This is a genomic window from Mycolicibacterium obuense, from assembly GCF_055397605.1.
On record NZ_AP043663.1, the window covers coordinates 2,414,720 to 2,427,663 of the forward strand.

The following is a 12,944-nucleotide window of genomic DNA, read 5'->3' on the forward strand; positions in this document are numbered from 1 at the left end:
CACCATGCCGCCGACAACCGACAGCCTGCTCGAACCCATCGGAGCCGTCCAGCGCACGCAGGTGGGGCGGGAGGCGACCGAGCCGATGCGGGAGGACATCCGGCTGCTCGGTGCGATCCTCGGCGACACCGTGCGCGAGCAGAACGGCGACGAGACGTTCGGACTCATCGAGCAGGCGCGGGTCGAGTCGTTCCGGGTGCGCCGCTCCGAGATCGACCGTTCGGAGCTGGCGCGACTGTTCGACGGCATCGATGCCCGCCACGCGATCCCGGTGATCCGCGCGTTCACCCATTTCGCATTGCTGGCCAACGTCGCCGAGGACATCCACCGCGAACGCCGCCGCGCCGTCCACGAGGCTGCCGGGGAACCGCCGCAGAACAGCACCCTGGCCGCGACGTACCTCAAGCTCGACGACGCCGACCTCGACGCCAAGGAGGTGGCCGAGGCGCTCGACGGTGCGCTGGTCGCCCCGGTCATCACCGCGCATCCCACCGAGACACGGCGCCGCACGGTGTTCGACACCCAGCACCGCATCACCGAACTGATGCGGATGCGGCTGCGCGGGTTGACCCACACCGAGGACGGCCGCGACATCGAGCGCGAGTTGCGCCGGCACATCCTGACCCTGTGGCAGACCGCGCTGATCCGGTTGTCCCGCCTGAAGATCTCCGACGAGATCGAGACCGGTCTGCGGTATTACCCGGCAGCCTTCCTGGATGTGATCCCGCGGGTCAACGCCGAGGTGCGGGCCGCGCTGCAGAGCCGCTGGCCCGACGCGGACCTGCTGCGCGAGCCGATCCTGCGCCCGGGCTCGTGGATCGGCGGGGACCGGGACGGCAACCCGAACGTCACCGCCGAGATCGTCCGGATGGCCACCGGCAGTGCGGCGTTCACCGCCTTCACGCATTACTTCACCGAACTGACCGCGCTCGAGCAGGAACTGTCGATGTCGGTCCGGTTGGTCCACGTCAGCGAGGAGCTGGCCGCGCTGGCCGATGCGTGCGCCGAGCCCGCCCGCGCCGACGAGCCCTACCGGCGCGCGCTGCGCGTCGTGCACGCGCGGTTGACCGCGACCGCCCGCCAGATACTGGACCGGCAGCCCGAACACCAACTCGATCTCGGCATGGCGGCGTACGAGACACCGGCCGAGCTGTCGGCCGATCTCGACGCCGTCGACGCGTCGTTGCGGGCCAACGGTAGCGCGGTGCTCGCCGACGACCGGTTGGCACGCCTGCGAGAAGCGGTGCGGGTCTTCGGCTTTCACCTCAGCGGTCTGGACATGCGGCAGAACTCCGACATGCACGAGGAGGTGATCGCCGAGCTGCTGGCCTGGGCCGGCGTGCACGCCGATTACGCGTCGCTGAGCGAGGACGAGCGGGTCGAGTTGCTCGCCGCCGAGCTCGCCACCCGCCGCCCGCTGATCGGCCCGGGCGCGCAGCTGTCGGAGCTGGCACGTAAGGAACTCGACATCGTATTCGCCGCCGCGCGTGCGGTGCACGTGTTCGGGCCCGCCGCGGTACCCAACTACATCATCTCGATGTGCCAGTCCGTGTCGGACATGCTCGAGGCGGCGCTGCTGCTGAAAGAGGCGGGGCTGCTTGATGTCTCGGGTGAGCACCCCTACGCGCCGGTCGGCATCGTGCCGCTGTTCGAGACCATCGACGACCTGCAGCGCGGGTCGGCGATCATGCAGGCGGCGCTGGACCTTCCGCTCTACCGGGCGATCGTGGCCGCCCGCGGGGACAGCCATGAGGTGATGCTCGGCTACTCGGACTCGAACAAGGACGGCGGGTACCTCGCCGCGAACTGGGCGCTGTACCGGGCCGAGCTGGATCTCGTCGAGATGGCTCGCGCGGCGGGAATCCGGTTGCGGCTCTTCCACGGCCGCGGCGGCACCGTCGGCCGGGGCGGCGGACCGAGCTACGACGCGATCCTGGCGCAGCCGCCGGGTGCGGTGAACGGCTCGCTGCGCATCACCGAGCAGGGCGAGGTGATCGGTGCAAAGTACGCCGAACCCCGCCTGGCGCACCGCAACCTGGAGACGCTGCTGGCGGCCACGCTGGAGGCCACCCTGCTCGACGTCGAGGGCCTCGGTGACGAGGCCGAGCCGGCGTACGCCGTCCTCGATGACCTGGCGGCCCGCGCGCAGCGCGCGTATGCCGAATTGGTGCACGACACACCGGGTTTCGTCGATTACTTCAAGGCCTCGACGCCGGTCAGCGAGATCGGTGCGCTGAACATCGGCAGCAGGCCGACGTCGCGCAAGCCCACCACGTCGATCTCGGATCTGCGGGCCATCCCGTGGGTGCTGGCCTGGAGCCAGTCGCGGGTCATGCTGCCGGGCTGGTACGGCACCGGCACCGCGTTCGAGGACTACATCGGCGACGGCCCCGACAGCGACGCGCGGTTGGAGGTGCTGCAGGACCTGTACCGGCGATGGCCGTTCTTCGCGACCGTGCTGTCGAACATGGCTCAGGTGCTGGCGAAGTCGGATCTGGGGTTGGCGGCGCGCTATTCGGAGCTGGTCGACGACGTCGAGTTGCGGCACCGGGTCTTCGACAAGATCGTCGACGAACACGCCCGCACGATCCGGATGCACAAGCTCATCACCGGTCAGGACGATCTGCTGGCCGACAACCCGGCGCTGGCGCGGTCGGTGTTCAACCGCTTCCCCTACCTGGAGCCGCTGAACCACCTGCAGGTCGAACTCCTGCGCCGCTACCGCTCGGGCGATGAGGACGAGCTGGTGCAGCGCGGCATTCTGCTCACGATGAGCGGGCTGGCCACCGCGCTGCGCAACAGCGGCTAGATCGGGTCAGCCCAGCCCGGCGCCCTTCCTCACTCTGTCCAGAACCCCGCGGATGACCTGATCGGTCACGGCCAGCGGGGCGACCAGCGACTCGCCGATGTCGACGATGCGCTCGACGCGCGCGACCACACCTTCCATCCGCTCCACGACGCCGAACAGCGCCTGCGCCAGATCGTTGATCTGGTTGATGGTGTCGTCGAAGCGTTCCAAGGTGGCATCCAGTTTGGACGTGGACCGGTTGAGGTCGTCGAGGGTCTCGCTGAGTCCATCGAGCACCGTGTCGACCTGCTCGACGGTGACGTCGGCGTTGAGCGCGGCCTGCGCCAGCTTGCGGATGCGCTCGCCCCCGGTCCGTACGGGTCTGCCGCTTCGATCTGCCATGTCGGCAAGTATGACTGCTGACGATGCCGTCGGCGGCTACTTGTCGTGCAGGAGTGGCATCGCGTCGAAAGCGCTCCGGATGTGTGCTTCGGTCAGATCGGCTGCGCGATCGCCGTCACCGTCGGCGATGGCGTCGAAGATGCCGTGGTGCTCGTCCTGCAGTCGGCGGGCCAGCCCCGGCCAGTCGGAAACCTCGCGCATGGCGCGCAGAATCGGATCACGCAGTGACGCCCGGATGGCCACGGTCATGTCCGCCACCAGTCGGTTGCCGCTCGCCTCGGCGATCGCGACGTGGAACGCGGTGTCCGCGTCGTTGAAGGGTTCGCAGTCCAGGTCGCTCTGATCCATCACCGTCAGCGGGGCGCGCAGCGTTGCCAGCAGCGCGTCATCGGCGCGGGCGGCTGCCATCGCAACGCTGTTGCGCTCCAACATCACTCGGGCGTCGATGATGTCGCGCATCGGGAAGTTCGACAGCGCCACGTGCAGACGCAGGAAGCGCGTCAGCGCCGCACTGGGCATCGCGGCGATGAAGGTGCCGGCCTCGCGACCCGCGCCGACATTGGACCGGACGACGCCTTGGGACTCGAGGACGCGGATCGCCTCGCGGACCCCCGCGCGGCTGACCTGTAGGCGGCTCGCCAACTCGCGTTCCGGAGGCAGGGGATCGCCGACTCGAAGCACGCCGCCGAGGATCTGGTTTTCCACCGCCTCGACGACCAGGTCGTGAGACCGGACGCGGGTGACGGGCTGCCACACGGGCGTCGTCGACGGGTCGGCGGCGCGAGTTTCGGTCATGAGTCATCTCTACCACGGCAAATGAGTGGTCAGACCTCTGTGGTCAACATTGACATCAAAGCTTGACTGTGACTGCTATCACCTTTAGTGTACGGATCACTAAGAGGTCAGACCACTAAAAGGTCATCACGGAGAGGTACTGGAATGCACATACCGGACATCGCCCCGATCGGCGGCAGTCTCGGCTGGTCCTCCCTGGTGGCCGCGCTGCCGCTGGTGACCGTGTTCGTCACACTCGGTGTGCTGAAGTGGAAAGCCCACTGGGCGGGCCTCAGCGCTCTCGCGGTGGCAGCGGTCGTCGCTGTCGTGGCCTACGGGATGCCTGTCCAGTTGGCGGCGCTGTCGGCCACCCAGGGGTTCGCTTTCGGCGTCTTCCCCATCATGTGGATCGTGCTCAACGCGATCTGGCTCTACGAGCTCACCGTGCACAGCGGCAGGTTTGCTGACCTCCGTCGGGTGATCGACCGGGTCTCCGACGATCTGCGGGTCCAGGCGATCATCATCGCGTTCTGCTTCGGCGGCCTGCTGGAGGCGCTCGCCGGCTTCGGCGCGCCCGTCGCCATCACCGGCGTGATGCTGATGGCGGTCGGCTTCCGGCCCATGCGCGCGGCCGTGGTCGTCCTGATCTCCAACACCGCGCCGGTCGCATTCGGGGCCATCGCGACGCCGATCATCACCGCGGGCACACTGACCGGAATCCCGTACACCGAGATCGCCGCGGTGGTCGGGCATCAGACGCCGATCCTCGCAGCGGTGGTTCCGCTGATCCTGGTGCTCATCGTCGACGGCCGCCGCGGCGTCCGGCAGGTGTGGCCGTTCGCGCTGGCGGTGGGGCTGGCATTCGGCGCCGCCCAGTTCGTGGCCGCGAACTGGATCTCGGCCGAGTTGACCGACGTGATCGCCGCGCTGGTCGGTCTGGCAGTCGGCGTCGCGATGCTGCGGGTGTGGCAGCCGTCCGACACCGAGGGTGCGCGGATGCGGATGATGGAGGCCGGCGGCGAACCCGACGTGGACACCCGCGACGATCTGCCCGCCGGAGGCCTCGCGCTCGACAACCGCACCGACGTGCTGACCACGGCACGGGTCTTCATGGCGCTGATGCCCTACCTGCTCATCATCTGCGTGTTCTCGGTGGCCAAGTTGGTGCCTGCGGTCAAAGCGTGGCTGGCATCGACCGACGTCAAATTCGGCTGGCCCGGACTGGACGGGCAGATCGCGACCACGGCGGGCAAGGTGTCCACCTCGACGCAGTTCACGTTCGCGTGGCTCTCCTCACCGGGTTCGTTGCTGCTGCTCTGCGGCGTCGCCGTCGCCGTCGCCTACCGCGTGTCGGCCCGCGACGCCCTCGGCCTGTACGGCGCCACGGTGGCCAAACTGAAGTTCGCGATCCTCACCGTCGCCGCGGTGCTCGCGCTCGCCTACGTGATGAACCAGTCCGGCCAGACCATCACCATCGGAACCTGGATCGCCGGAGCCGGCACGGCGTTCGCCTTCCTGTCGCCGATACTGGGCTGGCTCGGAACAGCGGTGACGGGTTCGGACACCAGCGCCAATGCACTGTTCGCGACCTTGCAGCAGACGGCAGCCCACCACGCCGGCCTGGATCCGACACTCCTGGTGGCCGCCAACACCTCGGGCGGGGTGGTCGGCAAGATGATCAGCCCGCAGAACCTGACCATCGCCGCGACGGCGGTGGGATTACTCGGTCGCGAATCGGATATCTTCCGGAAGGTGATCTGGTGGAGCGTCGGGCTGCTGGCCGTGATGTGCCTGCTCGTCGGACTCCAGTCCACCGTGCTGGCGTGGATGCTGCCGTGACGGCCCGGCCGAAGGTGGCGCTGTTCGCCGCCTGCTACAACGACGTGATGTGGCCGGAGACTCCGAAAGCCGTTGTGCGCCTGCTGCGCCGGCTGGGTTGTGAGGTCGAGTTCCCCCGCGAGCAGACGTGCTGCGGGCAGATGTTCACCAACACCGGGTACGCCGACGAGGCCGTTCCGGCGGTCCGCGCATTCACCGCCGCATTCGCCGGCTACGACGCCGTCGTCGCACCGTCGGGGTCCTGTGTCGGATCGGTGCGTCACCAGCATCGCGATATCGCCGCCCGGTCCGGGGACGGCGACCTGTCGGCGCGCGTCGCGACCGTGGCGCCGCGCGTCTACGAGCTCTCCGAATTCCTCGTAGACGTCCTCGGCGTCACCGACGTCGGCGCGTACTTCCCTCACCGCGTCACCTACCACCCCACCTGTCACTCCCTGAGGATGCTCGGTGTGGGCGACCGGCCCCGCCGGCTGTTGGAGGCCGTGCGCGGGATCGATCTCGTGGACCTCGAACGGGCCGACCAGTGCTGCGGATTCGGCGGCACCTTCGCGATGAAGAACGCGGACACCTCGGTGGCGATGGGTTCTGACAAGGCCAGGGCAGTCCGCGACACCGGCGCCGAAGTGCTTGTCGCCGGCGACAATTCGTGCCTGGCGCATATCGGCGGACTGCTGTCGCGTCAGCGCGCCGGTGTGCGCGTCATGCACCTCGCGGAGATCCTGGCCAGCAGTGAGGAGGACTCCTGATGAGCGGACACCCGCACGTCGGTGTCACGGGGGTACACCTCGGGCTTCCGTCCTTCCCGACCGCAGCCAAGTCGGCGTTGGAGAACTCGGTGTTGCGCCGCAACCTCACCCACGCCACCGGCACTATCCGCGCCAAGCGGGCCAACGTCGTCGGAGAGCTCGACAACTGGGAGGAGCTGCGGCTGGCGGCAGCCGCCATCAAGGACGCGGCGCTGCACCGGCTCGACGAGCACCTGGCGGCCTTCGAGGCCAACGCCACCGCGGCGGGAGCCACCGTGCACTGGGCGCGCGACGCTGCCGAGGCCAACCAGATCGTCATCGAGCTGGTGCGGGCGCAGGGCGCCTCCGAGGTCGTCAAGGTCAAGTCGATGGCCACCCAGGAGATCGAGCTGAACGAGGCGTTGGCCGAGGCGGGAATCGATGCGTGGGAAACCGATCTCGCTGAGCTGATCGTTCAGCTCGGCGACGACTGGCCGAGCCACATCCTGGTCCCGGCCATCCACCGCAACCGCGCCGAGGTGCGCGAGATCTTCCTGCGGGAGATGGGCCGGGTCGGCCGGCCCGCGCCCGACGATCTCACCGATGAACCGCGCCGCCTCGCCGAAGCGGCCCGGCTGCACCTGCGGGAGAAATTCCTCCGGGCGAAGGTCGCCGTCTCCGGCGCCAACTTCGCGATCGCCGACACCGGCAGCCTGGTCGTGGTGGAGTCGGAGGGCAACGGCAGGATGTGCCTGACCCTGCCCGAGACGCTGATCTCCGTGGTGGGCATCGAGAAGGTCCTGCCGTCGTGGCGCGATCTCGAAGTGATGCTGCAGGTCTTGCCGCGCAGCAGCACCGGGGAACGGGAGAACCCCTACACCTCGATCTGGACCGGGCCGGCGCAGGGCGACGGCCCGCGCGAGGTGCACATCGTGCTGCTGGACAACGGACGCACGGGGGTGCTCGCCGATGTGGACGGCCGCGACGCGCTGCGGTGCATCCGCTGCTCGGCGTGCCTGAACGTGTGCCCGGTCTATGAACGCGCCGGCGGGCACTCGTACGGGTCGGTCTATCCCGGGCCGATCGGTGCCGTGCTGACGCCGCAACTGCGGGGCACCGCGAGCGCAATCGACAAATCGCTGCCGTATGCGTCCAGTCTGTGCGGAGCGTGTTTCGACGTGTGTCCTGTCCGCATCGACATCCCGTCGATGCTGGTGCACATGCGGACCCGCGTGGTCGACGAACACCGCGGGGGAGTGCCGTCGGGCGAGCAGGTCGCGATGACGGCGGCGAGCTGGCTGCTCGGCGACCATCGCCGCCTGGAGGCTCTCGAGAAGGTGGCCGCCGCGGGCGGTAAGACATTGCGTAGCAAGCTGTTCGGCGGCAAGCAGCGGCTGCGCTCCCTGCCGTGGCCTGCCAGCGCCTGGTCGGGGGCGCGCGACGCGCCGGTGCCGCCGACCGAGTCGTTCCGGGCGTGGTGGGACAGAACAGGAGGCGGTCATGAGTGAGGCACGCGAGGCGATCTTGGCCCGTGTCCGTACGGCGCTGTCCGACCGGCCGGCGCCGGCCGACATTCCGTGGCGCTACGGTGCCGACGTCGGCACGGGTGATCTCGGCCTCGTCGAGCGGTTCGTCGAGCGTGTCGCGGATTACCGTGCCCGCGTCGATCGCGTCGCCGAAGCCGATGCGGATCGAGCGGTCGGCGCCGCGCTGGCCGATGCGCGCACCGTGATCGGAGATCCGGCCGTCCAGGCCCGGTGGCCGGGCGCTGCGCCGTGGGTGTCCGACACGGGCCTGAGTGCAGACGCACTCGATGCCGTCGACGCCGTGGTCACCACCGCGACGGTGGCGATCGCGAACACCGGCACACTGGTCCTGGACCACGGCCCGGGCCAGGGCAGGCGGGCGCTGAGCCTGGTGCCCGACGTGCACGTGTGCGTGGTGCACGTCTCACAGATCGTCGACGACGTGCCCAATGCCGTTGCGCGGCTGGTCGATTCGGGTTCCCACACTCGACCGTTGACGTGGATCAGCGGACCGAGCGCCACCAGCGACATCGAGCTGGACCGGGTCGAGGGCGTGCACGGCCCGCGGACGCTGCACGTGATCGTCCTGGGCTAGAGCTTGCTCGCCGCGTCCTCGTCGAGCAGCCACACCGTGGCCTCGCGGCCCACAGCGCCGGCCGCGGGCAGATCGACCGGGGCCGCCCCGCCGAGCGCAGCGGCGACCGCGTCGGCCTTGCCGTCGCCGGACACCACCAGCCACACCTCACGCGACCGCCGAATTGCCGGGAGGGTCAACGTGATCCGGCGCGGCGGCGGCTTGGGGGAGTCGGTCACCCCGACCACCATGCGCTCGGTCTCCCGCACGGCGTCGGTGTCCGGGAACAGGGAATTGACGTGGCCTTCAGGTCCCATGCCCAGCAGGTGCACGTCGAATTCGCGCTCGGGATCGACGAACGTCTCGTTCAGCAGTTGCTCATAGCCCGCCGCCGCCGCGTCGAGGTCGTCGCCGAACTCGCCGTCGCTGGCCGCCATCGCGTGCACGTTGACCGAAGGGATGTCGATGACATCCAACAGTGCCTCGCGGGCCTGCTTGTCGTTGCGCTCGTCGTCGTCGTGGGTGACGAACCGTTCGTCGCCCCAGTAGACGTGCACCTTCGACCAGTCGATCTCTCGGCTGCGCTCCTTGACCCGCTCGAGCATCCCGATGCCGGTGCCGCCGCCGGTCAGGACCACGCTGGCCTGCCCGCGAGCCGAGATGGCCGCGGTGATCGCGTCCACCAGACGGTCCCCGGCGGCCGTCACCAGAGCGTCTTTGTCTCCGAAGCGCTCGACGATCGCGTTCACACGTACTGCACTTTCTCGATGCCCTGGAGGGCCTCGTGGTAGATCTCATCGGCATCGAGGCGCCGCATGTCTTCGGCGAGGCATTCGCGGGTTTCCCTGCGCGCCAACGGAACCAGAGCCTCGGGCGCAGAGGTGCGGGTGAGCCTGGCGGTGACGCCCTCCTGGGGGCGGCTCAGCGTGATCGTCTCGCTGTCGCGGACCAGCTCCACCTTCAGGTCACCCACGGCGCGGCGGACCGGCCCGTCGATGCGGTAGGCCAACCACCCGGCCAGCACGTCGAGCGCCGGCTCGGTGGCCAGTCCCGACACCAGCGCCGAGGTGATCGGCTCGTGCGGGGGCAGATCGACCGCCGCCGTCAACAGTGCCCGCCAGTACGTGATGCGGCTCCACGCCAGGTCGGTGTCGCCCGGGGTGTACCCCTTGAGCCGGCCCTTGATCGAGGCCAGCGGGTCGGTGTCGTTGGTGGCATCGGTGATACGCCGGAGCGCGATCTTGCCCAGCGGATCCTCGGCGGGCACGTCGGGGGCCACATCGGGCCACCAGGTCACCACGGGCGTATCCGGCAGCAGAAACGGCATCACGACGCTGCTGGCGTGATTGGCCAGCGGCCCGGAGAGCCGTAGGCACACCACCTCGTTCGCGCCGGCGTCGCGCCCCACGCGTAGCTGCGCGTCGAGGCGGGCCTTGTCGGCGAGGCGGTCACCGGGAGCCACGACCACGACGCGGCAGGGATGTTCGCGGCTCGCTGCGTTGGCCGCCTCGATCGAGTCCTCGAGTAGTGCCTCGGTGGTGGGAGCGATGACGAGGGTCAGCACCCGGCCCAGCGTTATCGCACCGCCCTCTTCGCGCAGCGCGATGATCTTCTTGTTGATGACGTCGGTGGTGGTGTCCGGAAGGTCGAGAATCATGGCCGCCTCCATTCCCGGCCGGAGCGCCGCAACATCTCGAAGGCCGAATCAGGGCCCCACCCGCCCGATTCGTAGGGGTCCGGTTTGCCGTGGGAGGCCCAGTAATCCAGCGCGGGATCGAGGATGCGCCAAGCCAATTCGACCTCCTGGTTGACCGGGAACAGCGACGGCTCGCCGAGTAGGACGTCGAGGATCAGCCGCTCGTAGGCCTCCGGTGATTCCTCGGCGAACGCCGACCCGTAGGAGAAGTCCATGCTGACGTCGCGGACTTCCATCATGTTGCCCGGCACTTTGGACCCGAAGCGCAGCGTGATGCCCTCGTCCGGCTGGACCCGGATCACCAGGGCGTTCTGCCCCAGCTCCTCGGTCATGGTGGCGTCGAACGGCAGGTGCGGGGCCCGCTTGAAGATCAGCGCGATCTCGGTGACCCTGCGGCCCAACCGTTTTCCGGTCCGCAGGTAGAAGGGGACACCGGCCCAGCGGCGGGTGTCGACGTCGACGGTGATCGCGGCGAACGTCTCGGTGGTCGAGGTCGTGGAGAACCCCTCTTCTTCCAGCAGCCCGACCACCCGCTCGCCGCCCTGCCAGCCCGCGGTGTACTGACCCCGCGAGGTGGTCTCGTCGAGGGGCTCGGCCAGCTTGCTCGCCGAGAGCACCTTGATCTTCTCCGCCTGCAGCTCGTCGGGGGAGAAGCTGACGGGTTCCTCCATGGCCGTCAGCGCGAGCAGCTGCAGTAGATGGTTCTGGATCACGTCACGCGCAGCCCCGACGCCGTCGTAGTAACCGCCGCGCCCGCCCAGGCCGATGTCCTCGGCCATCGTGATCTGCACGCTGTCCACGTAATGGGAGTTCCACACCGGTTCGAACAGCTCGTTCGCGAACCGCAGTGCCAGGATGTTCTGCACCGTCTCCTTGCCGAGGTAGTGGTCGATGCGGAACACCGACGACTCCGGGAAGACGTTGTTGACGATCGAGTTGAGCTCTTCGGCGCTCTTGAGGTCGTGCCCGAATGGCTTCTCGATGACGACGCGGCTCCAGCTGCCCTCCGGCTTCTTGGCCAGACCGGTGCGGGAGAGCTGTTCGAGCACCTGAGGAAACGCCTTCGGCGGAATCGACAGGTAGAAAGCGTGATTGCCGCCGGTTCCGCGCTCGGCATCGAGCTTGCCCAGCGTCTCGGCGAGGCTCTCGAAGGCTTTCTCGTCGTCGAAGGTGCCCTGTACGAAGCGAACTCCCTCGGCAAGGCGATCCCAGACCTCCTGGCGGAACGGCGTGCGGGCGTGCTGCTTGACCGCGTCGAGGACGACCTCACTGAAGTCCTGGTCGGCCCAGTCCCGCCGCGCGAAGCCGACCAGGGCGAACGACGGCGGCAGCAGCCCCCGGTTCGCCAGGTCGTAGATCGCGGGCATCAGCTTCTTGCGGGCGAGGTCCCCGGTGACACCGAAGATCACGACGCAGCACGGGCCCGCGATGCGGGGCATGCGCTTGTCGCGCTTGTCCCGCAGCGGGTTCTGCCAGTCGGCCACGGCTGGGGTCACTTCTTCTCGTCGAGCTGGCCCTGCGTGGCTTCGAGCAATTCCTGCCACGACTTCTCGAACTTCTCGACGCCTTCCTCCTCGAGCGCGATGAACACGTCGGTCAGATCGATGCCGAGAGCGGAGAGTCGATCGAAGATCTCCTGCGATTCCGCGCCCTTGCCGGTGACCGTGTCGCCGGTGACCACGCCGTGGTCGGCGACAGCGTCCATCGTCTTCTCCGGCATCGTGTTCACGGTGTTCGGGGCGACGAGCTCGGTGACGTAGAGCGTGTCGGAGTAGTCGGGGTTCTTCACGCCCGTCGACGCCCACAGCGGCCGCTGCACCCGTGCGCCGTCGTTCTTCAGCTTCTCGAAGCGCTCCCCGCCCAGGAACACCTCTTCATAGGCGGCGTACGCCAGTCGTGCGTTGGCGACACCGGCCTTGCCGCGCAGCGCCAGTGCCTCATCGGAGCCGATGTTCTCGAGGCGCTTGTCGATCTCGCTGTCGACGCGGGAGACGAAGAACGATGCGACCGAATGGATTCGGGACAGGTCGTGGCCGGCTTCCTTGGCCTTCTCCAGGCCCTTGAGGTAGGCGTCCATCACCAGGTGGTAGCGCTCGACGGAGAAGATCAGCGTCACGTTCACCGAGATACCTTCGGCGAGAACCGAAGCGATGGCCGGGACGCCGGCCTCGGTGGCGGGGATCTTGATCAGCAGGTTGGGCCGGTCGACGATCTTCCACAGCTCGATCGCCTGCAGGATCGTCTTGTCCGTGTCGTGGGCCAGCCGCGGGTCCACCTCGATCGACACGCGGCCGTCGACGCCGTCGGACTGTTCGTAGACCTTGGCGAACACATCGCAGGCATTGCGGACGTCGTCGGTGGTGACGGTCCGGATGGTGGCGTCGACGTCGGCGCCGCGCTCGGCGAGTTCGGCGATCTGGTCGTCGTACGCGTCACCTTTGGACAGGGCCGCCTGGAAGATCGACGGGTTGGTGGTCACCCCCACCACGGACTTCGTGTCGATGAGCGACTGCAGGTTGCCGGTCTGCAGCCGTTCGCGGGAGAGGTCGTCGAGCCATACGGAAACACCCGCGGCGGACAGATCCGCCAGGTTCTGGTTCTGGGTCATGTCAATTCCTTC

At 68.4% G+C, this 12,944-nt stretch carries 11 protein-coding genes; 5 read left to right on the forward strand and 6 right to left on the reverse strand.

From position 1 onward, the window contains the following. Positions 1-4: 4 nt before the first annotated feature. Entirely contained in the window at positions 5-2,809 is a 2,805-nt protein-coding gene (gene ppc, locus ACZ50N_RS11595) for a phosphoenolpyruvate carboxylase (RefSeq protein WP_464475416.1), read from the forward strand. A gap of 6 nt (positions 2,810-2,815) precedes the next feature. Here ppc and ACZ50N_RS11600 read toward each other — a convergent pair whose 3' ends face one another. Continuing rightward, the gene (locus ACZ50N_RS11600; RefSeq protein ID WP_046361931.1) at positions 2,816-3,190 is read right to left on the reverse strand and encodes a hypothetical protein; all 375 of its coding nucleotides are present in this window, start codon (positions 3,188-3,190) and stop codon (positions 2,816-2,818) included. Between the two features lie 36 nt (positions 3,191-3,226). Then, positions 3,227-3,985: a FadR/GntR family transcriptional regulator gene (locus ACZ50N_RS11605; RefSeq protein ID WP_048422138.1), complete on the reverse strand. Its 759-nt coding sequence runs from the start codon at positions 3,983-3,985 to the stop codon at positions 3,227-3,229. A gap of 144 nt (positions 3,986-4,129) precedes the next feature. On the opposite strand from ACZ50N_RS11605, the gene ACZ50N_RS11610 reads away from it, so the two are divergent. From ACZ50N_RS11610 to ACZ50N_RS11625, 4 genes are read left to right on the forward strand one after another with little or no spacing between them, the layout of a single operon-like run. Beyond that, positions 4,130-5,803: an L-lactate permease gene (locus tag ACZ50N_RS11610; protein ID WP_046361933.1), complete on the forward strand. Its 1,674-nt coding sequence runs from the start codon at positions 4,130-4,132 to the stop codon at positions 5,801-5,803. Next, a complete protein-coding gene (locus ACZ50N_RS11615) occupies positions 5,788-6,549 on the forward strand; it encodes a (Fe-S)-binding protein (protein ID WP_269083370.1) in 762 nt (253 codons plus the stop codon). The genes ACZ50N_RS11610 and ACZ50N_RS11615 overlap by 16 nt, the downstream gene beginning before the upstream one ends. After that, complete coding sequence (locus ACZ50N_RS11620) at positions 6,549-8,036, forward strand: lactate utilization protein B (RefSeq protein WP_464468202.1); 1,488 nt, start codon at positions 6,549-6,551, stop codon at positions 8,034-8,036. Before ACZ50N_RS11615 ends, ACZ50N_RS11620 begins: the two co-directional genes overlap by 1 nt. Further along, positions 8,029-8,649: a LutC/YkgG family protein gene (locus ACZ50N_RS11625; protein ID WP_464475417.1), complete on the forward strand. Its 621-nt coding sequence runs from the start codon at positions 8,029-8,031 to the stop codon at positions 8,647-8,649. The genes ACZ50N_RS11620 and ACZ50N_RS11625 overlap by 8 nt, the downstream gene beginning before the upstream one ends. Here ACZ50N_RS11625 and pgl read toward each other — a convergent pair. Genes pgl through tal form a run of 4 tightly spaced genes read right to left on the reverse strand, consistent with a single transcriptional unit; the run spans position 8,646 to position 12,932 of the window. Beyond that, on the reverse strand, positions 8,646-9,377 hold the full coding sequence (gene pgl / locus ACZ50N_RS11630) for a 6-phosphogluconolactonase (RefSeq protein ID WP_464475418.1): 732 nt from the start codon (positions 9,375-9,377) through the stop codon (positions 8,646-8,648). The two genes, ACZ50N_RS11625 and pgl, sit on opposite strands and share 4 nt — an antisense overlap. Beyond that, positions 9,374-10,285, reverse strand: a complete 912-nt coding sequence (gene opcA / locus ACZ50N_RS11635; protein ID WP_048422201.1) for a glucose-6-phosphate dehydrogenase assembly protein OpcA — start codon at positions 10,283-10,285, stop codon at positions 9,374-9,376. Before opcA ends, pgl begins: the two co-directional genes overlap by 4 nt. Beyond that, the gene (zwf, locus tag ACZ50N_RS11640; protein ID WP_236728417.1) at positions 10,282-11,763 is read right to left on the reverse strand and encodes a glucose-6-phosphate dehydrogenase; all 1,482 of its coding nucleotides are present in this window, start codon (positions 11,761-11,763) and stop codon (positions 10,282-10,284) included. Before zwf ends, opcA begins: the two co-directional genes overlap by 4 nt. Positions 11,764-11,816: 53 nt before the next feature. After that, complete coding sequence (tal, locus tag ACZ50N_RS11645) at positions 11,817-12,932, reverse strand: transaldolase (protein WP_464475419.1); 1,116 nt, start codon at positions 12,930-12,932, stop codon at positions 11,817-11,819. Between the last annotated feature and the right edge of the window lie 12 nt (positions 12,933-12,944).